Here is a 23,651-nt window from a genome sequence, read left to right as displayed (position 1 = left end):
GTCGGCGTTTTGTTAACAGAGCGCAATACCAGGCGCTGCGCTCCTCGGCCATGATCAGGTGAGTTGCAAGCTCAATGATGTCCTTGCGATGATGACCAACCTGATGGACAACGCGATTCACTACGGCGCGGCGCCGCAGATCGAGTTGCAGCAGAACAATGGTGAGGTGGTGATTCGTGGGGCCGGGCATTCCCGTTGAGTATCGCGAGCAGGTGTTCCTGCCGTTCTATCGCCTTGAGGGCTCACGCAACCAAAGCTCGGGTGGTGTCGGGCTGGGGCTTTCGACCGCCCGAAAGATTGTGCTGGAACATGGCGGTACCCTCACCATGGGCGAGCGCCAGGGGGGCGGGTTAGGGCCGTAGTGGTGTTGCCGGTTTAACGTGGCAAGCGGGGATCTCGTGGTGAGCCCGCTCACCACAAAAAACCGGTCTTCCAGCAGAGACGATCAGTCAGGTGTGTGAGACTTCAATCACCTTTGGCACCGTAAACCGAAACTCACTGCCACGCCCCACTTCACTTTCAGCAACGATCTTGCCACCGTGGGCGTGAACGATACCTTGCGTGATGTACAGCCCCAGTCCACTGCCGGTCGGGTTGTTTTCCGCCTGTGTCCAGTAACGATCAAATACGTGGGGCAGTTGCTCCGGGGCAATGCCGTCGCCCGAGTCACGCACCGCAAACACAATCTCCTCGCCATTACTCATAGCGCTGATACCGATATTGCCCTGCCGCGGCGTGAACTTAATGGCGTTGCCAATCAGGTTCGACAGCACCTGGAACAGACGCTCCGGGTCAGCATTGATCTGCAGGCCCGGTTCGGCGTTGAACGACAGGTCGATGCCTTTTTCCATTGCCAGCGGCGCGAGCAATGAGTAGGCCTCGTCGAACATCTGGCTTACGTCCAGCGCCACCGGCTTGACCACATAACGCCCGGCCTCGATTTTTGAAGTGTCGAGCAAATCTTCCAGCAACACGTTCATGCGCCCGGCGGCCTGCTGCATGGTGTCGATGGCCGAAGAAATACGCCGCGATGTATGTGGGCCTTCGGAGCTGAAGGCCTTCTGCATCATGCCGCACAGCATCGAGATGACCGTCATCGGGTTGCGCAGGTCGTGGGACACCACCGCCACCAGCTCATCACGGGCGCGCACGGCCTGTTGTTCGCGCAGCACTTGGCGGGCCAGGTCGTTTTCCAGAGCCGAGCGCCGCAAGTCATTGGCGGCAAAGCGATCGCCATGGCTCCACTTGGTGGAGATACCGGCCATTTCCACCTTCCAGATTTCAAACGAGGTGCGTGGGCGAAGGCGCAGACCTGCGTCGGAATTTTCCAGGTCCAGCGGCTTTTTCGGGTCACCGCTCCAATTGATATTCTGTTTGACTTCCGGACGAAACCACAGCACGCCGTTATCCACAGGCTTGGGCAAGCTCATGGCTAACACGCCGCTGGCGACCTGCTGGAACTCGGCGGCCGGCGGGTAGACCGAGGCCAGGTTATGACTGGAAAACACCGGCTCGCCGCCTTCCTGCAACCACTTGTGCAGCGCACGGATCTGCGCCGGTTCCGGGCAGTTGCCGTAGCGGTGCAGTTGCTTGTCTTCGATGATTGCCACGCCGTCGGACAGGGTCAGGTCCATCAGCAATTGCGGTTGCTGGGCCAGGCCGTCGAACACGTTTTCTTCCGACGCTTTCATGGCCTTATCCAGGCGGGCCAGGGCCTCGATTTTCTCCTCGCGTTGACGGCTCAGGTCCAGTGCTTCCATGGCGCTGATCTGCAACGACAGCACCTGGCCGATGGTCTGGCAGGCCGTGCGCAGGTCATTGGGCACCAGCAGCGGTTCGCGGTTACCGCAGCTGATCAGGCCCCAGAGTTTGTCGCCCTTCATCAGCGAGATGCTCATGGACGACAGCACGCCCATGTTCTGCATGTACTGGCAGTGAATCGGCGACACGCTGCGCAGTGTGGCGAAGCTCAAGTCCAACGGTAGGCCGGTGTCCGGGCGCAGCTTGGGTAGCAGGGGCACCGGCTCATAGGCTGCATTCGGGATGATGCGCAGCCAGTTGGTGCGATACAGCTCGCGGGCCTGCTCGGGGATGTCGGACGCAGGGAAGAACAGCCCGTTGAACAGTTCCATGGACGGCGCTGACGCTTCGGCGATCACCTGGCCATGGCCTTCCTCTTCGAAACGATAGATCAGTACGCGGTCGTAGCCGGTCATGGCCTGGATTTCGGTCACGCTGATTTCATACAGCGCTTGCAGGGTTTTCGCCGACTGCAAGCGTTGCAGCATTTTGCCAAGGTCGCTGGTGCGACCATTCAGTGCCCGTGGGCGGAAATCCTGGAGGCGAGGTTCGAACTCCAGCACCAGTACATTCTGATGGCGGTGTAGCAGGCCTTCGAACTCCGCGCCGTTGAGGGTGACGTGCAGCCGCGGTGCGTCGAAGAACGTATTGTGCTCCGCCATCGTCTGCACGGCCTTCGCGTGTTCGGAGCCGATCAGCGTGTGCAGCGGCTCGCCCAGTAGCGTCTCGGGTGCGTGTCCGAACAACGTGCCGATGTTGGCGCTGACCTGGATGATATTCAGCTCCGGCTCTGACAGTGTCAGCAACACACCGTGAGGTTGGATCGCCCCTGGGAAGCGGATGGGCTCGTCGGCACAGTTGGCAAGCAGCTCTTCAAAATCTTCGGGTTTCATAGCAGTACCTCCTGGCTGTCGAGCCATTGCTCAAAGCAGCGAAATGTCGAACGAGCGGCCTCCACGGCGCGCTGTTTCGCCGTCGCATCCAGTGGCTGGTCACCCAGGTAATCAAGAAAGTCTTTCCAGCGCCGGCCGGTTTCTACGCCATAGATATTGAGAAAGGCACCGCCGTTCTCGGCAGTTACGCCCAGGCGCTGGACCATTTCGCGGCGCAGCACTTGGCCGCCCAAGGTCGCGCCTTCGAGGACATAAAGCGCGCCAAGGCAAGCAGCGGGGGTATCTAACGTCGGGAGCTCGAAGCAACGGGGCAGGTTGTTGATGGTGTGATCATCCAGGCCCAACGCGTAGAGGTCATGCACCAGCGTGGGAGTTTTCACGCGCAACGCGCCATCGTATCCATCGGGAATCAAGCCACTGTCATGCAGCACTGACTCCACCTGCCTATAAAAGCCGTAATACGCCTGGAGCAAGCGCCTATACCAGTCGGCATCGAGGCGCTCAGAGAAAAACGGCAGGCGCTTTTCCAACGCTACATGCAGCAGGGCGGTGCCTGTGCGCAACGCTTCCAGCAATGAGGGCGCACCGACGTCATGGGCCTGTGAATGCATTCAATAAGCTCGAACTGTGGGCCTCTCGGCCATGAATGACGCGTGGAAATGGGCGACGATTCTACACACCTCAGAGCCTTCATCTGTGCGCGCAAGGCGAAAAGGCTGACCGACGGATCAAAAAAGTCGCTCCTTGCGTCAATAATGACCACAGCGCATTGCGCGAAGTTCGGTTTAAGTGATGTCGCGACGCTATCAATGCATGTATAAACCCTGCTGAGTCAGCGCCGTCTGCACACATTCAATCAAATGTTCGGTGCTCCACGGTTTGGGCAGGAATCGCACCGACCCCCCCAATTGCGCCGCCAGTTTGGTATTGCCCGATGTCAACACCACCGGCACCGTCGGCCAGCGATGCGCCACCACTTTGCTCAAGTCGTAGCCATTCAGCAAACCGGGCATTTGAATGTCACTGACAATCAAGTCAACCGGGTCATCGCCCCGTTCCAGGTAAATCATCCCTTCATCCGCCGAAGGAAACGACGTCACCACCGCGCCGAAATCTTCCAGCACATCCACCATCAACGCCCGAATGATTTCGTCGTCTTCCAATACCAAAATCGATGGCTGAGCCATGATCCATACTCCACCATCAGGGTTCATAGAGGTGGAGTGGAACTTGTCTGGATAGGTTCGATTGGAAGTGTTCAAGGCGATGGATGGTCGTTTTAGAGGGCTAAGGTGCGCATTGCCGGGTGGTTGAACCCAGTGGCCACCGCCTGGTCCGAAACCGTGATCTGGATGGGCATGCATTCCTGACAAACAGGCATAATCACCGCTACACCTGCAGTGGAACCGTCCATGAAGTACGCCTTGTTAACCCTCGTCCTGGTCCTCAACGCAAGCCCCGCCTTTGCGGCCGGCGATGCCGAAGCGGGCGGCAAGCTCTTCACCAAGACCTGCGGCGGCTGCCACAGCATCGGTGAAGGCGCCCGCGGTGGCTTCGGCCCGGAACTTAACGGCATCATCGGCCGGCCCGCCGGCACTACCACCGACTACCAGTATTCCGACGCAATGAAAAACTCCGGTGTGATCTGGACCCGCGACAAGCTCGCGGCCTATATCGAGGCGCCGAAGAAGGTGGTGAGTGGGACGCGGATGATCTTCTGGGGCATCAGTGACCAGGAGAAGATTGAAAACATTCTGGCGTATCTGGAAACCTTCCAGCCCAAGTGATGTGTGTTGATCGAAGCCCGGGCTTCACCTTACAAAACCCAGAGGCACGCTGATGGACCGGCAACTGCTCAAGCTCGCCCGCAACAAACAACTGGCACATCCCGCGATGCTCGACGAGTTCGACATCAACGATTGGATTGTGAAGTACCAGGCGCTTTATCCAGGACACAGCATCGAAAGAGGCTTTTTGGAGGGCGCACGCTGGCTGAACACCCAATTTCAACGGGTGAAGAGCAGCCGTCTGCACTATTCGTTCAGTGCAAATGAGCCGCTGACGTATGACGCGCTGATCAGCGCGCATATCGGGTCGGCCAATCACTTCTTCTGCGCAATGGCCGCCGAGGCCCTGCAGGCCGTCAAGGCCAACCCGACAGCATCCCTTGAAGAGCACCTTTCATTCCGTTCTTCATTGACCAACGGTGAATCCGGCCTGCCACCGGATCACCTCAATATGCTGCGGCTGGATTCGCTCTGCGGGCCGATCTGGGATCTGTATCAAAACCGCCATGACCTGCGTGTGCTGTTCCCCGACAATTGCCCGCATATGCTCAGCGCTATCAATTTTTTTGCCTATGAAAGCGACCTGGTTCAACTGACCCATAGTTTCAAAAAAATATGGCAAGAGTTGTTGTACGGCGGCATGGAGTTTTTTGCCGATTCCAAAGGCGTACTGCTCTCCTCTGCGTCGGAGCATCTGGATCTGGTCAAAGTGATTTATGAATACCGCCGTGATCACCACAACGGCACCAACGGTCTGAGAATTTCCAATGACATTCGTCAGGGTCGCCAAACCTATGTGCCCCGGCTCGGGTGGCAGCGCTATATCCAATGCGTCGACACTGACGTGTTGTCGATCGGCAACTGGTCTGAATTAAGCGACAGCGTCCAGACAGCCGCGCTTTATGCGTATCTATCGCCGTATTACATGATCGACGAGTACCTGCATCCGTTGTTCGACGCCTCTCCCGACCCGGCTGTAAAAAGCACCGAGTGCCAAAACCTGCTGCATATCTGGCTGCACCTTTCGGTGATCGCGGCTCAACTTAAAGAGCACTATGGTCAGATGCCTGCGCCTCGGCAGTGGGAAGATCTGCTCAAGCTGTGTCCGAGGTTTTCCCGTAACACCCTGGTCGTGCGGCTTGCTGAGTGCACGGGGCTTGCGTTTGACCAGGTAAACGCGGCCATTGATCTGCTCGTTTACGAGGCCAAGAGCCTGCAGCACGACCTGTGGTCGCGACCGTTGGTGAAGGTGGATGAAGACGTACTGATTCCGATCAGTGCGCCGTTGACGGCCAGCATCTCCAGGAATTTTGATATCTGGCTCAACATCATCGACCCCAAAGGGAAGCAACGCGGACGACTGTTTGAACGTTACCTGCTCGCGGTGTTGGAAGATTGTCGCAGAACCAACCCGATCATGGCGGGCTTGACATGGTTGGGGGCGGTGAAGTTCAGAGGAACGTCCAACGTTGTCGAGGAGATCGACCTTGTGTTCTCGTTTGGCAGTCTGCTGGTGGTGTGTGAACTGCGCAGTCGTCGAGCACCGATAACACCGCTGGATTACCACAACGATTTTTCCGATAACAATGGCGTCACCCATAAAGCCCGCCAGGCGCGGCGAAAAGCCCAGCATATTCAGCAAGGACTGGGGGTATTTTGCAGCCAGTATTTTCCACACCTCAGTGACGCGTCCGAAGTCACTGTGCTGCCGCTGGTGATCGTCAGTGGTCCTTACCACGCCGGTTTTGCATGTGACGACGTGCCCATTCTGGACGCTCACTTGCTCAGGCATTTTCTCAAGGATGGCGAAGTTCGGTTTGGAGGACGTTCGGACTCTGATACCGCTTACGACTACGGCTATGCCTTATATAGCGATGTCGAAGGCGCACAGCGTGAGTTCGCAGGTTATGCTGCGAATCCGGCCTTGATCAGGGTTCTCCGGGCCATGGCCCAGCCTCGGCTGCACAGGTACCCCCTGCGTGGCGAACAGGCTCAGCCAGTGCGGAGTTTGTTCTACGAGCTTTCGGGTTTCAGCTTCGAGGAACAATTGGCCGTGGCGCAGTCGGTTTCAGGCGGCAAACTGCGCAAAATTGACAGGTGACAAGGTTTGGAACATTCCCTGTGAGCCCTAGTCTCTTCATCACCCTCATTCGATAAGGATATCCCCCGTGAAGCCAATCGCGTTGCTCTCCCTCGCTCTGGCCCTGGGCGCCTGCCAATCCAACCAACGCGACTCATCATCCAGCCTGTTCAAGGACGGCATTCAGTTTCGCCAGAAAACCGTGGCTGTGGATGCGGAACATGCCAAAGTCATTATGAAGTCCAGTGGCGGCACCCCCGCCGTCGACTTCTCGATCAGTCGCGAAGGCGACCCCGACTCACGCATGGAAGCCCTCGGCACGGTGATGGACATCGGCGAAGGCAAGGTCTTGAACTGGATCGCCAAGCTCAACCAGACCGTGGCCAGTGCGGGCTTCAAGCGTTTCCCACAACTGGAAATCCAGGCCGACCCCGGCAAGAAACTCACTGTATCGGGTTACGCGAACGACACCCGTACTGGTTACTACTACACCTGCGGGCCGGAGATGAATACGTTCAGCCCGGAGAAGGCAAAAGTGTATCTGGTGGAATTCCAATTCAAGGGTTCGGGGTGTGAGCAGCATGTGTATGACGTGACGGACCCGGCAAATCGGGTACCGGTGGCTGAGGCGGGGAGTGGGGTTAAGTCGGGTTGAGAGCTGTGCATCGAACCGCGATTTGATGGTTTGTCTTTTTCGCCTTTGGTGTACCGCTCATATCGGTAGGCGCGACAACTGCCGTGGCGCACGCCATGGGTTCGGGTGTTGACTGAGCGGTAGAGGAGAGGCTTTTGCATTGCATCAAGACGCCTTTTTGAGTTGCTTTGGCGGAGGTGGCCAGGCGCCTTGATAGCGAAAGGAAATCTGATAGTCGAGGCGGTCGGGTTCGATCGTGTGCTGAAAGTACGGCTGAATAATCGTTATCCAACTCGGCAGCACGTTGAATACGTCGGCATATATTGCGGCCTCTTCGCCTAAGTCCAATGCTTCAAAAACACTGTCTGGGTCTGCGATATCCGCTGAGTACTCATCCGCTTTCAAGTCGTTGCTGTGCTTTTCGTACCATCGTAGTCTGATTTTCATCACTATTTTTGGACGCCCCTCTCTGTCGGTAATTGCGATAGTTTTAGTGAGGACACAACTGGGAAACCTGATGTTGTTCCGGGACGGAGAGTGAGATAAATGCGGGTTAAATGGACGGACCAAACAAATGCGGATGCTGCGCTTGGAAGGACCTGAAGGTTTGATACTTCCAGCGCCCTGCGTCAGGGTCGTCATCGGTCGTGCTGACTTCACCGAAGTACCAATGCTCTGATTCGAAGATGTTTCCTTCTTCGTCCTCGTGGATGAAGTGAAAGCCAACTTCGTGTAGGCCTGGAGGAACCACCAAGCCCCATTCGCAAGCCAGGCTTCGACCGGTGATGCGGATTTGACGGAAGTACTCATAGTCAAAGGGTTGGGTGTGACCGAGGTAGCGGCCTTTGTCGGTGTAGACACAGACTCGGCTTGAGAACATGTCCGGGACCATGATGCATGCGACAATCCAGCACTCAGGGGCATCGTCTGGCCGGGCTTTAAATAGGTGGCCTGCTACGTTAATCAACTGTTGAGCGCAATGCGTCTGAATGTCTGGTGTAGTTTGTTTACCTTCGACAAGGTTTTCAATAACTGGGATTCTTAAATCTACATAGTCCGGTGGCGACGATAACTCTTCGTAAAAGCAGCCTTCGAAGCTGTCTGCCCAGCGGGTTAGGGCTCTGAGGTGTCTAGGGATGTTGCGGAGTTTTTTGTTTGTGAGTGACAGTCTACGCATGAAGCTGAATTCTCGAAGTTTGTGTTATTCGTTTGTATCTTCGTAATCAAACGCGATGAAGTAATCGCTTTCTGACAGAGCAATTTCATGAGAGAAGTGTGTCTGTATCAGTGCTAGCCACTCCCGGCGCAGTTCAAACATGCCGTTATTGATGTCCTCGGCTGGCGACAGCCCAAGCTCGGAAATAACCGAGTAGTCGTCTCTTAGGTCTGCCGACTCCTCCGCTCCACGTAGCTGCTCTGTGGTTCTGTCGAACCATTCCAATCTCACTTTTAGTCCCATGTAGCCCTCACAGGTATTTTCTGATATTTCGCTTTTTCTTCGGTCCTTTTAGCTGCTCGCCGGTTACGTGGCTGAACGCACCCAGATGGCTCCCATCACTTGCTAGATAAACTTCCAATTCCCCATGTTGAGAGTCCCACTCATAGACTCTCCGGCCTTTTTCCTCAATCCAACGCTCCCTCAACCCGGCACCACCCTGTCTGGGAGTCATGGGTTTTGCTTTGATCAGGCCTGAAAAGCCGGTTATTTGTTCAGTATTAGGTGCCTTGTGGTACTTGTGATCCCCGGCCTTGACACTGACAACCACATAAAGCGGCCGAACCCCCGACTCCACCGGGAACACCAGAATAAAATCCCGATACTCCGGTGGATAAATCGGGTTCACCAGAATCTGCGCGGCCTTCTCCGTCGGCGGATAAATCCAGATCACCGGCGCTTGTGGCGCAGCCTCCAATGGCGGAATCCCCAGCGTGTCACTGGGATCAACGGCGGGCGTCCAGATCAGCTCTACACCTTCATCCAGATCCGCCACAAACTGATCGCCACGGTTTTGGAACTGCACCACATCAATCATTTGCCAATCGGCATGGTTGCCCGTGTAAAACCCATACCCCTTGAGCGTGCCGTCCGCCCGTTGCTCGATATGTAACCGCATCTGCGACCGCGCCTGTTGCATTGAACGCAACTGCTCCTCGCTGTAGAGCGCGCTATCACCCAGCTCGGACGGCCAGGCCAGCGCCACCAATCCCGTCAGCAGGCCACCGGCGACCGATCCAACAGCAGTGGCCGCCGACTCCCAAACCGCCGACCGCAACGCCAACTGACCCAAGCCAGCGGGCAATGTGCTGCCGCCGATCTTGCGCAAGGCAACCCCGCCCCTGCTGTCCACCTCACGCCCACCCAGCAGGCTTAAGTGGCCGTATTCCTTGATCAGCTCCAACGGCACATACCCGGCCGGGTTGAAATAATGAGTGATGCCATCAGGCAGTTGGCATGGCTTCATGAAGACGCAACCGGGAGGTCTGGCCAGCGTGGGGGCTGGGGCAGGGGATGGCTCGAAAAAATCAACAGCCGGTGAATACGGAACCCGCGACGGCTGCGGCGTCAGGATGCGTCGTTTGCGTAACTCTTCTTCGGTGGGTGGGTAAAAGCGTTCTGGCATGACGGGCTCACTTCCTTGTGCGAGGAGGTGAGCCTACGAAGGTGGAGCGATGGGAGGTATTGGCTTTGTTCGATGGCTGGCGTGGGAAAAGGCAACAGGTTGTCAGCGCTCTAGAAGGCGAGCGTTTGAGCGCCTTGGGGTTTAAGACTGTAGTTTGATGGTGTGGGAGGGGGCCCCATCGGGGGCAGGCCCCCTCCCACACTTTGATTGGGGTTCAGGCAGTCAGCGACGGCCTGCCGATCAGGTCAGCAGATGTTTGGAAATCAACCGCGAGATTTCCACAATCGAGGTTTTGCCGGTAAATTCGAATTTCACTTTGCCCAGCGATGAAAAGTAAATCTCCAGCTCCGAGTCCAGATCAAACGTCCCGGATGTCTCCACCGAATACGCCACGATGTTTTTATATGGCAGCGACGTGAAGTCCTTCTTGCTCCCGGTAATCCCCTGCACGTTCACCGCGATGATGCGCTTGGTGGTGAACACCACGCCGTCGCGCATGGCCTTGTACGCGTCGATCACTTCTTCGCCGTCCAGCAGCAGGGCGGCGACGCGTTCGGCGTATTCGTTGTTTTGCTTGAGCTTGAAGAAGCCTTTGTTGTTGAAGTCGATCATGTCCTGCCTCTTGGGTGTATGCCGTTTTACTCGCGGATCTGTATCTAACGCGCGCATTTTGAACGCCCTACCATGGCATCCAAGCCTACAACGTTGGCCAAATGTTTCACGTCGACAGAAAAACGACCAAGGAGCCGAACAATGCCTGAAGTGTCCAGCTGGCTGGCCTATGCGCTCATCTCGCTCGGCATGGTGCTCACGCCCGGGCCGAACATGATTTACCTCATCTCTCGATCGATTTGCCAGGGGCGCACGGCGGGGCTGATTTCCCTGGGTGGCGTGGCGTTGGGTTTTTTGGTCTACATGGTGTGCGCGGCGTTGGGGATCACGGCCTTGGTCATGGCAGTGCCGTTTGCCTATGACGCGCTGCGCTTCGGCGGTGCGTTGTACCTGGCCTACATGGCTTGGCAGGCCATACGGCCGGGCGGGCGCTCGCCATTCCAGGTGCGGGACTTGCCCATGGACAGCCCGCGCAAGCTGTTCACCATGGGTTTGGTGACCAACCTGCTCAACCCCAAGGTGGCGGTGATGTATTTGTCGTTGCTGCCCCAGTTCATCGACCCGAATGGCCATGGCAGTGTGCTGGCGCAATCCCTGGTGCTGGGCTTTACGCAGATTTTCATCAGCGTGAGCGTCAACGCGATGATTGCCACGATGGCGGGGGCGATCGCGGTGTTTTTCGTCACCCGGCCGGGTTGGCAGGTGGTGCAGCGCTGGCTGATGGGCTCGGTGCTGATGGGACTGGCGGTGCGGATGGCGGTGGAAGAACGGCGGTAGGCGCCTTACAGGATGGCTTTCAGGTAGTCCTTCAGGTTGGTCAGTGGCCCGCGCAGCTCATCCAACTGAGCAGTGTTTTGCACGTCACTTGCCAACCGTTGCAGCTCGCGGCCCATCACCGTATCGACCCCGCCCAATGCCTCGAGTGCTTGATCGACACATTCCGCGAGTTTGGATTGTATAACGGCCAGATCCCGCTGCCGCACCAATAACCCAAACATTTCCCGCTCATAACCATCCATCACCGGATCATCCCGCAAAACCGGGCTGCCGCCGTCCGTCTCGTGCGCGATTTTCAGTGCAAAGAGCGCAACCGCTTCCAGCGTCAATTCCATGGTTTCGGTTCTTGGGACTTTTGGGGAGGGCGATGATCACTGTTCTGCACAGGAAAAAAAAGACCCAATAGTGTGACCCGGTTGGATCGCGCGCCCGTAATGTCATCTGCCCAAGGAATGAAGTCAATTGGCCATGCTCCAACGATCACGCTGTTGAAACAAACTCACCAACCGCTCGGCAAGGGCGGTCGGGTTTCAACATATTCGAGGCTCGCTGTTCTACTCCAATGATTCCAACTGCCTGATCCAGGCATCGAACCGAGTGCATTGCTCGCGGATGATCGGCAGGCCGATCTCAATCGCGGCGAGAGAACCATGCAGTGGCTTGTCATAGCCAGCGTAGAGCTTCTGAAGCCTTTTGCTTGGCGCAGTCATTGGACTGTTGTTGATTGTTTCCGGGCTTTCAAATTCGTTTCGTATTTGCACAAACCGTTCTTCAAGAATTGGCTGGTTGATCCCGACCGCTAGCCGTCTCGGGCAACTGAAAAGCAAGCCTTCGAATTCGTACATCTGCACATAGGGAATGAATCGGCGCATGGCGTCATCGCCGAGTTTGTTTGTGAGCCTCTTCACCATGGCATCAAGCAAGCAATCAGCTTTTTCATCCATGGTGTTTTTGCCGGCGGCATTTGTTTTGCCAGGAAACTCCTCGGGCAGGCCATAGAAGTCGAAGAATGTGGTGCAGTAAGCTTGGCGGTCGCCAAGGAGGCGTTTCTCTACGTCAGTCAGCAAGCGCTCGAAGCGAAAGTTGCCGCCTTTGTGGCCGGGTTTACCAATCAGCGCGGGCATCAGATAAATACCCTTGTGCTGGAAAGCATCCGCTAATACCTCATTGATGAACATTTCTTCTGTCTGGCCCTCGCAGATGACGTGGACTCGAATCATTTACGCGGCCTCCCGCCCAGAATGTTTTTCTCCCACAGCTCACCTACCGAATAATCGTCCAGCCATGTTTCGAAGGCTTCTTCGTCAAGGCGCTTGAAGACGGTCGCACCTTTTTCCCGCTCGACGATGATCAGGTCATCGATTGAGAATTCATTCACCAGAGGCACTGACTGCGTTGAGACAATCACCTGCATTCGGGTGGAGGCTGATCGCAGCATTGAACCCAGTAGGGTGATGGCGTAGGGATGCAGGCCGAGTTCCGGCTCATCAATGATGATGGTCGATGGCGGGTCAGGCTGGAGCAGGGCGGTTACCAAGCAGATGAAACGGATCGAACCGTCCGAGAGCTGGCTCGGCCAGAAGGTGTAGTCGCTGTCCTTCTGACGCCATTGCAGGTTGATCAATTCTTCCTGGGTGTCCAGTCGCACAGGCTTGAGCACAAAGTCGTCGAAGAACGGAATCGCCAGTTGGATCGTCTTTCGGATCTGGTCATAGACCTCAGGCGTCTCGGTGGCTAAGCGGTGCAGATAGGCCGCCAGGTTCGACGCGTCTGGACGGAGATAGTCGTCGATATGAGCCGGTCCGTAGCGTTTGACGCTCGCGGTTTCGCTGGTGTCGTGGAAGTGGAAAACCTTCCAGCTGGAAATCGATTCGTAGCAGTACGCTACAACATTGTTTTTGTAGGGGGCTTGGAACTGTTTGATGTCGTAGGCTTTTTTAAGCTTGGTCTCCTGATGCCCGGAGCCCAGTGGAATCCACTCGGAGCCATACATGGGGCCGTCAAAAAAGAGCCGTTCATTGGAAAAAACAAAGTCACCGTCCACGGTCGGTTCCAACTCGAACTCATAGCCGTTCAAGCCAAAATGGACATAGGAACTGATCTGCTGAGTTTCCTTGACGCCGAAGCTGACAATTCGGTCCGCCGAGCCTTGTTGGGTCGTCCACTTTTTAAGACGCAAATCCATCATTTCGCTGAGCATGCGAAAGTAAGAAACGAAGCTGCTCTTGCCCGCACCGTTGGCACCCAGCAGCACGTTCAGGCTGCCCAGATGCAAGTCTTCAAGGCTTTTGATGGACTTGAAGCCTTTGATGGTGAGCCGGCTGATCGGGTTCTTTGTGCTCATTGCTGCTTGATTCCTTTAGCGGCGCTGCTCGTTGAGTCCAAAGCCGCTGTCGTTGATAGCTGTGGGGGATTTTGCCATTGATTTTGCATTCTGGCTTGCCGGTTGATAGGGTCATCCTAACGTTAATCTTTACTGCCTTATACCAGCGCGACTGTTGCAGTCACGCAACCCCGCATATCGGTGTGGATCAGGAGGTTATCGCGTAGGTCGCAGCGTGGGAGGCTGAATTGGGAAACGCGCGCAGCGATTAACGCTGTTTCCTCAAGGTGGCTATCGGCGAGAAGCAGCCGGTTAGTATTTTTTCTTCAATGACGGCTTCGGAATGGCTTCGGTCATACAGTCATGGTGGGCATACGGCCGCTGTCGTATAGACTTTTTACCGAATTTTTTCAATGGCCTGGATTGTGGGCGTCAAGGTTGGAGCTTCTTCAAGACATCGTTTAGTTCCACACCAATGTTTACGGTCAGATGCTGAATACGGTCATGCTCTTTCCGCATGAACTCGCGAGCGTTGGTTTTTTCAAAAAACTCTCCTGCGTACCAAAACGATTCCAAGAACAGAATCCACTTTTCTTCCCGCCTGCCGGTGGCATCCTCGTTAAGTTCTGAGCGGACGATGCTGCGGTGCTTTGAAGTATTAGTCAGGGCATTAAGGTACTTGTAGTCATCGGCAGTTGTAATCTCGCGGAACAATTTACAGAGCTTGCCGTACTCGGGATATCCGTCATCACGTTGCTGCTCCAAGAGCTTGAGGACTTTGTTGGCATAAATGTCTCGTTCCTTCAAGGGAGTTGGGAGTCTATCCAGCGCCAGAGAGTAATAGAGCATGTGAGAACAAGTATCCGCCACGGCGTGCAAACTCTGGACGAAGGCAGTGATATTCGCCCTGATCTTCAGCATTAGGTAACTAAACTCATCGTAGTCCTCGTAGACACCCCACAAGCCTGTCTCCTTCAGTTTGGATTCGATATATGCACTCATCATGTCCAAGGCTTCGTGGTAGTGGTAGCGGCAGAACTCAGGCCTGTCCGTCATGGACCTTACGCTAGGGTGCGCCTTCTTCCACTGCGCCGCGCCGAATACCGCAGTGACGAGTTCCCCCGTCAATCCGATGTTCCATGTGGGGCTCTTCTTATCTTCAGTTTCAGAGTCGACGTCCATTCTTCCCCTTATCTGGTTGGGAAACCTCTAAGTTTTTAGTCCGCATACTTACTTTAACTGTCCATGAAACTTTGTTCTTAAGGTCAGCAGTGGGTCGCTTCTTGAAAGTTTCCTTTTCTGCCGAATGTAGTGTCAACTAATCCCGGACACGACGTTAAGTTTTTCCTCGGCCCGCGCTGGAGCCAACCCATCGTTGAATGATGAGGCCTAATCCAGTTGTAGCGACGCATCAAGAAATGGCTGATGTCGCGCTGTGCTTCCTGCGCAGTTCGATAGCCCACGGTCGGTATCCATTCTGTTTTCAAGCTGCGAAATACGCGCTCCATCGATGCGTTATCCCAGCAGTTTCCTCGTCGACTCATGCTCTGGCGCATGCGGTATCGCCACAACCGCTGGCGAAAGAGTCGGCTTGCATATTGCGATCCCTGGTCCGAGTGGAATAGCAGATCCGAAGGCCTGCCACGCTGCTCGTAAGCTATATCCAGCGCCTTGATCACCAGCTCAGCGTCTGGCTTTTCCGACAGTGCCCAGCCCACGACCCGACGCGTATAAAGATCCAGGACGACTGCCAGGTAATGCCACTTTCCTTGCGCCCAAATGTAGGTGATATCGCCGCACCAGACTTGATTGGGCGCTGGCACGTCGAACTCGCGGTTCAATGTGTTCGGGATATCCAGTCTTTCTACTGTTGCTCGTTTGTAGGCATGGGAGCCGGGTTGTTTGCTGACTAAATCAAGCTCGCGCATCAAGCTACGCACTTTGAATCGACCGAGTTGCTCACCGTCTTCACGCATCAGCGACAGGATGCTGCGACTGCCCGCAGAGCTGCGACTTTGCGAGAACAGCTCACTGACGCGACTACGCAATCGAAGCCGTTCAACATTGGGCGTGCGGCGCCGCAGGCGCTGGGCGTAGTAACACGAGCGAGTGACGTCAAACACCTTGCACAGCCAATCAACCGGCTCATGTGCGCTCAACTGGTCAATCAGCGCGAACGCTCGTGATCTTCCGACATCAAGAGCGCGGTAGCCTTTTTTAGTATGGATTTCTCTCGTTCAAGCCGAGCAATCCGGGCTTCCAGTTCCTGAATTTTTTGCTGTTCCGAAGTCAGTGCCTTGCTTTGCGGGGTGATGCCTTTATGTTCTTTCTGAATCTGGTCAACCCAGCGACGCAATGCCGACTCACCAATGCCGAGTGAACGGCTGGCTTCGATGTAGCTGTAGTTTTGTTTGAGCACGAGGTCGGCAGCCTCGCGCTTGAATTCAGGAGTAAAGGAACGGCGTTGTTTGGTCATCTGACACCTCGATCTAGCGAGCATTCTCGCCTAAATGGGTGTCTGGTTTCATTAGACCACTACAGAATGACCGCTTCTGGTCGATTGCCGTGGACGCCAGCATCATCAAGGCGGATGCGAGTCGGCAGCGCGGCGTACCGGGTGATGAACAGATCAACTGGAGCGATCCAGCCCTGAGCACTCGCGCCGTGCGTGAGTACCTTGAAGGCCTCGATGAGGAGGCTTTGGCAGAAACGCTACCGAAACGCCTGTCGCTGACGGATCCTCAGGCCCGCCGACGGCTGCTCCAGGCGGCCCTGCTTTCTACGCTTACTCCACGAATTATCTGATCGATACCGAGCACGGCGTGATCATGGATGTGGAGTCCACACCGGCTCATCGAACCGCAGAAGTCGAGAGCACCAAAACGATGATCGATCGGGTCGAAGCGCAGTTCGACATCAAGCCGGAGCGCCTCATCGGCGACACCGCTTACGATTTTGTTTGAATTGATACCCTCAGCCTGTCTATCGGAAACTTCTCGCCACAGATCCCAGCTTTTAGAACCACACGCTTCTGAGCTACTTTCCCACCGTCACTGCAAATTCAGTGACCGGGCCTGATAACCCGTGGAACAATAGGCGCTCAAGCGTCTCCAGCACCATGCCGACGCTTTTTTTGCGTCCGCACATCCGTGTTATGGCGGCTGTGCGCGGGAGGCCTTCGGGCCTGCCGGGTTCCTATTGTCCCGGTTTATCAGCCTGCGCACAGCTGCCACCCTTTCGCCTGATAACGAATGTGGCAGCTTCTCGACATTAGGAGCTAAAGCCATGAGCGTTTCTGACAGGTCGTACCCTCGCAATTTCCCACTCTGTACCTCCACCCACCTGGGAGGTGCCCAATGATCAACCCACCCCTCAACAAAACCCTCGGCGTCATCACCTTTCCACCTGCGGCAAACAGCCCAACCTCCACCGCCTATTCCGCGTCAATTCCGGCGTGCCTATCCGTGATGCCCTGGAGCATGCTTCCGAGCTTCTCCACTGTTCAAAAATGCTGGCATTGGATGCAGCGATGGATACGGGCGCGGATCGTTTTGCCTGGGCGGCGCATTATTTGGGGGAAATGGCGAAGGCGGTGGTGGATGATTTGGCGAATGGGATGTTGTCGAATGGGGTGATGGAGGAGGATGATTCGGCGGGAGTGTAGGCAGGTCGTTTGAGGGTGTTTGGGCTGGCGTCTTCGCAGGCAAGCCAGCTCCCACATTTGGATTGTGTTTCAGGCTGGTAGTGGGCGGTGAGCGAGGAATCAGCGGGCCATCCACTTTTCTACAGGCGAAAAAAAAGACCTTGAATTTCAAGGTCTTTTTTTAAGATGGTGCCCCGAGGGAGACTCGAACTCCCACTCCTTTCGAAAACGGATTTTGAATCCGCCGCGTCTACCAATTCCGCCATCAGGGCTCAATGGCGGCGAAGTATAGAGATGAGATTACCGTTGGTCAATCACGTTTCATGGTCAATTTTCACTATTTCCGCTAGACTTCCCGGCCCTGCTAGACGAACCCCATCATGCGCGTTGCTGACTTTACTTTTGAGCTCCCTGATTCGCTGATCGCTCGCCACCCGTTGGCCGAGCGTCGCGCCAGTCGACTGCTGACCCTGGACGGGGTGAGCGGTGCCCTCGCACACCGTCAATTCACTGATTTGCTTGAGCATTTGCGCCCAGGCGATCTGATGGTGTTCAACAATACCCGGGTGATTCCGGCACGGCTGTTTGGCCAGAAAGCTTCCGGCGGCAAGCTGGAAATTCTGGTGGAGCGGGTGCTGGACAGCCATCGTGTGCTGGTCCATGTGCGCTCCAGCAAGTCGCCGAAACCGGGTTCTTCCATCCTGATCGATGGTGGTGGCGAAGCCGAGATGGTGGCGCGTCATGATGCGCTGTTCGAACTCAAGTTCGCCGAAGAGGTGTTGCCGTTGCTGGAGCGTGTCGGCCATATGCCGTTGCCTCCTTATATAGACCGTCCCGACGAAGACTCGGACCGCGAGCGCTATCAGACGGTGTACTCCCAGCGTCTGGGTGCCGTCGCCGCACCGACTGCCGGGCTGCATTTCGACCAGCCGCTGCTGGATGCGATTGCTGCCAAGGGCGTCGAGACCGCTTATGTGACCCTGCACGTGGGGGCCGGGACGTTTCAGCCGGTTCGTGTGGACAAGATCGAAGACCACCATATGCACAGCGAGTGGCTGGAGGTCAGCCAGGACGTGGTGGACGCGGTTCAAGCGTGCAAGGCACGCGGCGGGCGGGTGATCGCGGTGGGCACCACCAGCGTACGCTCGCTGGAGAGTGCGGCGCGTGATGGCGTGCTCAAGCCGTTCAGTGGCGACACCGATATCTTTATTTACCCAGGCCGACCGTTCCATGTGGTCGATTGCCTGGTCACCAACTTCCATTTGCCGGAATCCACGCTGTTGATGCTGGTGTCGGCATTTGCCGGTTATCCCGAGACCATGGCTGCTTATCAAGCCGCGATCGATAATGGGTACCGTTTTTTCAGCTACGGTGATGCGATGTTTATCACCCGTAACCCGGCGCCACGCGGCCCAGAGGAACAACTATGAGTCGTATGTCGTTTGAATTGCTCGCCACCGACGGTAAAGCCCGTCGCGGTCGCCTGACCTTCCCGCGTGGCACCGTCGAGACCCCGGCCTTCATGCCGGTCGGCACCTACGGCACCGTCAAGGGCATGCTGCCGCGCGACATCGTCGCCACCGGCGCCGAGATCATCCTCGGCAACACCTTCCACCTGTGGCTGCGCCCGGGCACGGAGGTGATCAAGAAGCATGGCGACCTGCATGACTTCATGAAGTGGCAAGGCCCGATCCTCACCGATTCGGGTGGTTTCCAGGTGTTCAGCCTGGGCGCCATGCGCAAGATCAAGGAGGAGGGCGTGACCTTCGCCTCGCCGGTGGACGGTTCCAAAGTGTTCATGGGCCCGGAAGAGTCGATGCAGGTGCAGCGCGACCTGGGCTCCGACATCGTGATGATTTTCGATGAGTGCACGCCGTACCCGGCTGACGAAGACGTTGCGCGGATTTCCATGGAGTTGTCCCTGCGTTGGGCCCAGCGTTCGAAGAATGCCCACGGCGAAAACACGGCCGCGCTGTTCGGTATCGTCCAGGGCGGCATGCACGAAAGCCTGCGCAAGCGCTCGCTGGAAGGTCTCGACAAGATCGGTTTTGACGGCCTGGCCATCGGCGGTTTGTCGGTGGGCGAGCCCAAGCACGAGATGATCAAGGTGCTGGATTACCTGCCAGGCCTGATGCCGGCTGACAAACCTCGTTACCTTATGGGCGTTGGCAAACCGGAAGATCTCGTAGAGGGTGTGCGCCGCGGTGTGGACATGTTCGATTGCGTGATGCCAACCCGTAATGCCCGCAATGGGCATCTGTTCATCGATACAGGCGTGCTGAAGATCCGTAACGCGTTCCATCGCCATGATGATTCGCCGCTGGATCCCACCTGTGATTGCTACACCTGCCAGAACTTCTCTCGTGCTTATCTGCACCATCTGGACAAGTGCGGGGAAATGCTGGGTAGCATGTTGAATACCATCCACAATTTGCGTCACTACCAAGTCCTGATGGCTGGTTTGCGCGAGGCTATTCAACAGGGTACATTGGCCGCCTTCGTCGATGCCTTCTATGCCAAGCGCGGGCTCCCTGTGCCGCCCTTGGACTGAGTTTTCCGACCCTAAGATTCACTATTTGCAACTGGAGTGCTAAATGAGCTTTTTTATCTCTAACGCCATGGCGGATGCCGCTGCGCCTGCCGCTGCCGGTCCTATGGGCGGTGGTTTCGAGTGGATTTTCCTGGTCGGCTTCCTGGTCATCTTCTACTTGATGATCTGGCGTCCACAGGCCAAGCGCGCCAAAGAGCAGAAGAACCTGCTCGGCAGCCTGCAAAAAGGTGACGAAGTTGTGACCACCGGCGGTATCGCCGGCAAGATCACCAAGGTGTCCGATGCTTTCGTGGTGCTGGAAGTCTCCGACACCGTAGAAATGAAGTTCCAGAAGGGCGCCATCGCCGCCACGCTGCCAAAAGGCACGCTCAAAGCGATCTGAGTAACAACCTTTACCAATCGACGGGGCGCGCAAGGCGCCCCGCGTTATAAGCGGGCGGCGTGATGCTGAACAAATACCCTCTGTGGAAATACGTACTGATCCTGGCGGTGCTGGCGATCGGTTTTATTTATTCCGCTCCCAATCTTTATCCTGACGACCCGGCGATCCAGATCACTGGCGCCAGCACTTCGCTGCAGGTCAATCAGGCTGATCTGGAACGCGCGAGCAAAGCGCTCGTTGACGCGGGTATCCAGGTCAAAGCGGCAACATTGGCGGCTGATGCGAAAGGCGGCTTGTTGCGCCTGACCAAGCAAGAAGACCAATTGCCGGCCAAAGACGTCGTACGCAAGGCCTTGGGTGACGACTACGTTGTCGCGCTCAACCTGGCACAGACCACGCCAAAATGGCTGCGCAGCATTGGCGCGCACCCGATGAAGCTGGGTCTGGACTTGTCCGGTGGTGTGCACTTCCTGCTGGAAGTCGACATGGACAAAGCCCTCGACGCTCGCCTGAAAGTCTACGAAGGCGACGTGAAGAGCCTGCTGCGTAAAGAGCGCCTGCGTTATCGCAGCCTGCCGCAGCTCAACGGTGCCATCCAGCTGGGCTTCTCTGACGAAGCTTCCCGCGAGCAGGCCCGTGCGCTGATCCGCAAGAACTTCAACGATTTCGACATCGTACCGGCTGACCTCAATGGCCAGGCTGTACTGCGTCTGGCCATGAGTCCGGCCAAAATCGCGGAAATCCGCGAATACTCCATCAAGCAGAACTTGACCACGGTACGTAACCGCGTCAACGAGCTGGGTGTAGCAGAGCCGATCGTTCAGCGCCAGGGTGCCAACCGTATCGTGGTAGAACTGCCGGGCGTGCAGGACACCGCTGAAGCCAAGCGTATCCTGGGTAAAACCGCCAACCTGGAATTCCGCCTCGCGGCTGAACCGGGTGCTACCCGTGCGACTTCCGAAGAGTTCGAATTCCGCGAAGGTAACCGTCCTCCTGCGTTGATCGAGCGTGGCTTGATCATCACGGGTGATCAGGTAACGGATGCCAAGGCTGGTTTCGGCGAGCACGGTACGCCTGAAGTGAACATCCGCCTGGATGGACACGGCGGCGAACTGATGAGCCGCGCCACGCGCAGCAACGTCGGTCGCAGCATGGCGGTAATCTTCATCGAGCAACGCCCGGTGACCACCTACACCAAGCAGATGATCAACGGCGTCGAGAAAGACGTGCCGGTACAGACTTTCAAGGAAGAGAAGAAAATCATCAGCCTGGCGACCATCCAGTCGCCGCTGGGTGCTCAATTCCGCATCACTGGCCTGAACGGCCAGGGCGAATCCTCGGAACTGGCGCTGCTGTTGCGTGCCGGTGGTTTGGCTGCTCCGATGTACTTCGCTGAAGAGCGTACCATTGGCCCGAGCCTGGGTGCCGACAACATCACCAAGGGTGTCGACGCAGCCTTGTGGGGCATGCTGTTCGTATCGCTGTTCATCATTGCCATCTACCGTTTCTTCGGCGTCATTGCCACTGTGGCGCTGGCGGGCAACATGGTCATGCTGCTGGCGCTGATGTCGCTGCTGGGTGCTACGCTGACCTTGCCAGGTATCGCCGGTATCGTGCTGACCATGGGGATGGCGGTAGACGCCAACGTGCTGATCTTCTCGCGGATTCGTGAAGAGATCGCCAATGGCATGACCGTACAACGTGCAATCAACGAAGGCTTCGGCCGGGCATTTACCGCGATTCTCGACTCCAACCTGACCACTTTGCTGGTGGGTGGGATTCTCTTTGCCATGGGTACGGGCCCGGTCAAGGGCTTTGCGGTGACCATGTCCCTCGGTATCTTTACCTCGATGTTCACGGCCATCATGGTGACCCGCGCAATGGTCAACCTGATCTATGGCGGGCGTGACTTCAAGAAGTTGTGGATTTAAGGGGCTGCCATGTTACGTACAATCAACTTCATGGGCGTTCGCAACATTGCGTTCGGCGTCACTGTGCTCCTTACCGTTCTGGCGTTGTTCAGCTGGTTCCATAAGGGTCTGAACTACGGTCTGGACTTCACCGGCGGTACGCTTATCGAGCTGACCTATGAGAAACCGGCCGACGTTACCCTGGTGCGTGGCGAGCTGGTCAAGGCCGGTTACCACGAAGCCGTGGTGCAGAGCTTCGGTGCCACCACCGATCTGCTCGTGCGTATGCCGGGCGAAGACCCGCAGCTGGGTCACCAGGTAGCCGACGCCTTGCAGAAAGTCGGTGGCGACAACCCGGCGTCGGTCAAGCGCGTCGAGTTCGTAGGTCCGCAAGTAGGTGAGGAGCTGCGTGACCAAGGCGGCCTCGGCATGCTGATGGCACTGGTCGGCATCATGATCTACCTGGCGTTCCGCTTTCAGTGGAAGTTTGGTGTCGGCGCCATTGTGTCGCTGATCCACGACGTGATCGTGACCGTGGGTATCCTGGCGTATTTCCAGATTACTTTCGATCTGACCGTGCTGGCGGCGGTGCTGGCAATCATTGGTTACTCCCTCAACGACACCATCGTGGTATTCGACCGGGTTCGCGAGAACTTCCGTGTGCTGCGCAAGGCATCGTTGATCGAGAACATCAACATTTCCACCACCCAAACCCTGCTGCGGACCATGGCCACGTCGATCTCCACTTTGCTGGCGATTGCAGCACTGATGATCTTCGGTGGCGACAACCTGTGGGGCTTCTCCCTGGCGCTGTTCATCGGCGTTCTGGCGGGCACCTACTCGTCGATCTATATCGCCAACGTGGTGCTGATCTGGCTGAACCTCAACAGCGAAGACCTGATCCCTCCTGCGGCGACGGGCAAGGAGGTCGACGACCGCCCTTGAGGGGTGTTTGTCGATCCGCTGTTACAAGAAAGGCGCGAGTATTGAACTCGCGCCTTTTTTTTTGCTCCAAGGCTGGGTATAGCGCGGACGTTTCAGTCCGCTTGTGATGGTCAGGAGGTTCAACGTGAACAAGTCGTTACTGGTTGGTGCGGTATTGGGTGCTGTCGGTGTGACTGCCGGGGGTGCTGTTGCCACCTACAGCCTGGTAAAAAGCGGCCCTGAGTATGCGCAAGTGCTGGCAGTGCAGCCGGTGAAAACCCAGATCAAAACTCCACGCGAGGTTTGCAAGGACGTCACCGTGACTCGGCAGCGTCCAGTGCAGGATCAGCATCAAATCGCCGGTACGGTCGTAGGTGCCCTGGCGGGTGGCTTGCTGGGCAACCAGATCGGTGGTGGTAACGGTAAGAAGCTGGCCACGGTGGCCGGTGCGGTCGGTGGTGGTTATGCCGGTAACAAGGTTCAGGAAGGCATGCAGAACCGCGATACCTACACCACCACGCAAACCCGCTGTAACACCGTCAACGACATCAGTGACAAGGTTGTCGGGTATGACGTGCGTTACAACCTGGACGGTAAGGAAGGCTCCGTGCGTATGGAGCGCGACCCTGGCAGCCAGATTCCAGTCGACAAAGAAGGTCGACTGATCCTGGGCCAGAACCAGCAGTAACCGGTTCTACAGGCATAAAAAAAGCA

General features: G+C 56.6%; 22 protein-coding genes, 1 tRNA gene and 4 pseudogenes. 13 read left to right on the top strand and 14 right to left on the bottom strand.

Translation table 11 applies throughout. The features are described from left to right. Positions 1-88: 88 nt before the first annotated feature. Positions 89-379 (top strand): annotated as a pseudogene (locus LVW35_RS23795) (ATP-binding protein); the annotation flags it as partial. A 70-nt stretch (positions 380-449) separates the two neighbouring features. Here the strand turns inward: LVW35_RS23795 and LVW35_RS23790 are convergent. From LVW35_RS23790 to LVW35_RS23780, 3 genes are all read right to left on the bottom strand, one after another. Then, positions 450-2,693, bottom strand: a complete 2,244-nt coding sequence (locus LVW35_RS23790) for an ATP-binding protein (protein WP_233892284.1) — start codon at positions 2,691-2,693, stop codon at positions 450-452. Continuing rightward, positions 2,690-3,304, bottom strand: coding sequence for a biliverdin-producing heme oxygenase (locus LVW35_RS23785; protein WP_233892283.1), 615 nt, complete (start codon positions 3,302-3,304; stop codon positions 2,690-2,692). The genes LVW35_RS23790 and LVW35_RS23785 overlap by 4 nt, the downstream gene beginning before the upstream one ends. Positions 3,305-3,499: 195 nt before the next feature. After that, positions 3,500-3,880 (bottom strand): response regulator, encoded by a 381-nt coding sequence (locus LVW35_RS23780; RefSeq protein ID WP_233892282.1) that lies wholly within the window; start codon positions 3,878-3,880, stop codon positions 3,500-3,502. A gap of 225 nt (positions 3,881-4,105) precedes the next feature. On the opposite strand from LVW35_RS23780, the gene LVW35_RS23775 reads away from it, so the two are divergent. The 3 genes from LVW35_RS23775 to LVW35_RS23765 all read left to right on the top strand — a co-directional run bounded on the left by LVW35_RS23775 (position 4,106) and on the right by LVW35_RS23765 (position 7,215). Beyond that, on the top strand, positions 4,106-4,480 hold the full coding sequence (locus LVW35_RS23775; protein WP_233892281.1) for a c-type cytochrome: 375 nt from the start codon (positions 4,106-4,108) through the stop codon (positions 4,478-4,480). A 52-nt stretch (positions 4,481-4,532) separates the two neighbouring features. Continuing rightward, positions 4,533-6,581 (top strand): hypothetical protein, encoded by a 2,049-nt coding sequence (locus tag LVW35_RS23770; protein ID WP_233892280.1) that lies wholly within the window; start codon positions 4,533-4,535, stop codon positions 6,579-6,581. Positions 6,582-6,648: 67 nt separating this feature from the next. Then, the gene (locus LVW35_RS23765) at positions 6,649-7,215 is read left to right on the top strand and encodes a hypothetical protein (RefSeq protein ID WP_233892279.1); all 567 of its coding nucleotides are present in this window, start codon (positions 6,649-6,651) and stop codon (positions 7,213-7,215) included. Positions 7,216-7,359: 144 nt separating this feature from the next. Here LVW35_RS23765 and LVW35_RS23760 read toward each other — a convergent pair whose 3' ends face one another. The 5 genes from LVW35_RS23760 to LVW35_RS23740 form a co-directional block, all read right to left on the bottom strand. Further along, on the bottom strand, positions 7,360-7,647 hold the full coding sequence (locus LVW35_RS23760; protein WP_233896543.1) for a colicin E3-like toxin immunity protein: 288 nt from the start codon (positions 7,645-7,647) through the stop codon (positions 7,360-7,362). 100 nt (positions 7,648-7,747) lie between these two features. Next, positions 7,748-8,371, bottom strand: coding sequence for a DUF3916 domain-containing protein (locus tag LVW35_RS23755; RefSeq protein ID WP_233892278.1), 624 nt, complete (start codon positions 8,369-8,371; stop codon positions 7,748-7,750). A 24-nt stretch (positions 8,372-8,395) separates the two neighbouring features. Continuing rightward, complete coding sequence (locus LVW35_RS23750; RefSeq protein ID WP_233892277.1) at positions 8,396-8,653, bottom strand: colicin E3-like toxin immunity protein; 258 nt, start codon at positions 8,651-8,653, stop codon at positions 8,396-8,398. Positions 8,654-8,660: 7 nt separating this feature from the next. Beyond that, positions 8,661-9,815: an S-type pyocin domain-containing protein gene (locus tag LVW35_RS23745; RefSeq protein WP_233892276.1), complete on the bottom strand. Its 1,155-nt coding sequence runs from the start codon at positions 9,813-9,815 to the stop codon at positions 8,661-8,663. 240 nt (positions 9,816-10,055) lie between these two features. Next, positions 10,056-10,427, bottom strand: a complete 372-nt coding sequence (locus LVW35_RS23740; RefSeq protein WP_065926020.1) for a PH domain-containing protein — start codon at positions 10,425-10,427, stop codon at positions 10,056-10,058. 141 nt (positions 10,428-10,568) lie between these two features. Between LVW35_RS23740 and LVW35_RS23735 the strand changes: the two genes are divergently transcribed. Beyond that, entirely contained in the window at positions 10,569-11,204 is a 636-nt protein-coding gene (locus LVW35_RS23735; RefSeq protein WP_233892275.1) for a LysE family translocator, read from the top strand. Positions 11,205-11,209: 5 nt separating this feature from the next. Here the strand turns inward: LVW35_RS23735 and LVW35_RS23730 are convergent, their stop codons facing one another. From LVW35_RS23730 to LVW35_RS23710, 5 genes and pseudogenes are all read right to left on the bottom strand, one after another. Continuing rightward, on the bottom strand, positions 11,210-11,539 hold the full coding sequence (locus LVW35_RS23730) for a hypothetical protein (RefSeq protein WP_233892274.1): 330 nt from the start codon (positions 11,537-11,539) through the stop codon (positions 11,210-11,212). Positions 11,540-11,758: 219 nt separating this feature from the next. Beyond that, positions 11,759-12,424: a DUF4276 family protein gene (locus LVW35_RS23725; protein ID WP_233892273.1), complete on the bottom strand. Its 666-nt coding sequence runs from the start codon at positions 12,422-12,424 to the stop codon at positions 11,759-11,761. Then, complete coding sequence (locus LVW35_RS23720; RefSeq protein ID WP_233892272.1) at positions 12,421-13,548, bottom strand: AAA family ATPase; 1,128 nt, start codon at positions 13,546-13,548, stop codon at positions 12,421-12,423. Before LVW35_RS23720 ends, LVW35_RS23725 begins: the two co-directional genes overlap by 4 nt. Positions 13,549-13,959: 411 nt before the next feature. After that, positions 13,960-14,709, bottom strand: coding sequence for a hypothetical protein (locus tag LVW35_RS23715; RefSeq protein WP_233892271.1), 750 nt, complete (start codon positions 14,707-14,709; stop codon positions 13,960-13,962). Between the two features lie 132 nt (positions 14,710-14,841). Next, positions 14,842-16,003: pseudogene (locus LVW35_RS23710) on the bottom strand (IS3 family transposase). Between the two features lie 86 nt (positions 16,004-16,089). Here LVW35_RS23710 and LVW35_RS23705 point away from each other — a divergent pair. Both LVW35_RS23705 and LVW35_RS23700 read left to right on the top strand, forming a co-directional pair. Continuing rightward, positions 16,090-16,478 (top strand): annotated as a pseudogene (locus LVW35_RS23705) (IS5/IS1182 family transposase); the annotation flags it as partial. Positions 16,479-16,883: 405 nt separating this feature from the next. Then, positions 16,884-17,191, top strand: a pseudogene (locus LVW35_RS23700) (DUF3077 domain-containing protein). A gap of 166 nt (positions 17,192-17,357) precedes the next feature. Here LVW35_RS23700 and LVW35_RS23695 read toward each other — a convergent pair. Beyond that, positions 17,358-17,442, bottom strand: a tRNA-Leu gene (locus tag LVW35_RS23695). A gap of 108 nt (positions 17,443-17,550) precedes the next feature. On the opposite strand from LVW35_RS23695, the gene queA reads away from it, so the two are divergent. The 6 genes from queA to LVW35_RS23665 all read left to right on the top strand — a co-directional run bounded on the left by queA (position 17,551) and on the right by LVW35_RS23665 (position 23,625). Further along, complete coding sequence (gene queA / locus LVW35_RS23690) at positions 17,551-18,600, top strand: tRNA preQ1(34) S-adenosylmethionine ribosyltransferase-isomerase QueA (protein ID WP_233892270.1); 1,050 nt, start codon at positions 17,551-17,553, stop codon at positions 18,598-18,600. A 5-nt stretch (positions 18,601-18,605) separates the two neighbouring features. After that, complete coding sequence (gene tgt / locus LVW35_RS23685) at positions 18,606-19,721, top strand: tRNA guanosine(34) transglycosylase Tgt (RefSeq protein WP_233896542.1); 1,116 nt, start codon at positions 18,606-18,608, stop codon at positions 19,719-19,721. 43 nt (positions 19,722-19,764) lie between these two features. Next, a complete protein-coding gene (yajC, locus tag LVW35_RS23680) occupies positions 19,765-20,103 on the top strand; it encodes a preprotein translocase subunit YajC (protein WP_003175975.1) in 339 nt (112 codons plus the stop codon). A 62-nt stretch (positions 20,104-20,165) separates the two neighbouring features. Further along, complete coding sequence (secD, locus tag LVW35_RS23675) at positions 20,166-22,034, top strand: protein translocase subunit SecD (RefSeq protein ID WP_233892269.1); 1,869 nt, start codon at positions 20,166-20,168, stop codon at positions 22,032-22,034. A 9-nt stretch (positions 22,035-22,043) separates the two neighbouring features. Next, on the top strand, positions 22,044-22,958 hold the full coding sequence (gene secF, locus LVW35_RS23670; protein ID WP_233892268.1) for a protein translocase subunit SecF: 915 nt from the start codon (positions 22,044-22,046) through the stop codon (positions 22,956-22,958). 124 nt (positions 22,959-23,082) lie between these two features. Further along, the gene (locus LVW35_RS23665) at positions 23,083-23,625 is read left to right on the top strand and encodes a glycine zipper 2TM domain-containing protein (protein ID WP_010207894.1); all 543 of its coding nucleotides are present in this window, start codon (positions 23,083-23,085) and stop codon (positions 23,623-23,625) included. The last annotated feature ends 26 nt before the right edge of the window (positions 23,626-23,651 follow it).

This window comes from Pseudomonas sp. HN11, from assembly GCF_021390155.1.
GTDB lineage: Bacteria > Pseudomonadota > Gammaproteobacteria > Pseudomonadales > Pseudomonadaceae > Aquipseudomonas.
Note: the sequence above shows the minus strand (reverse complement) of the source record. Positions and strands in the feature narration are given on the sequence as shown.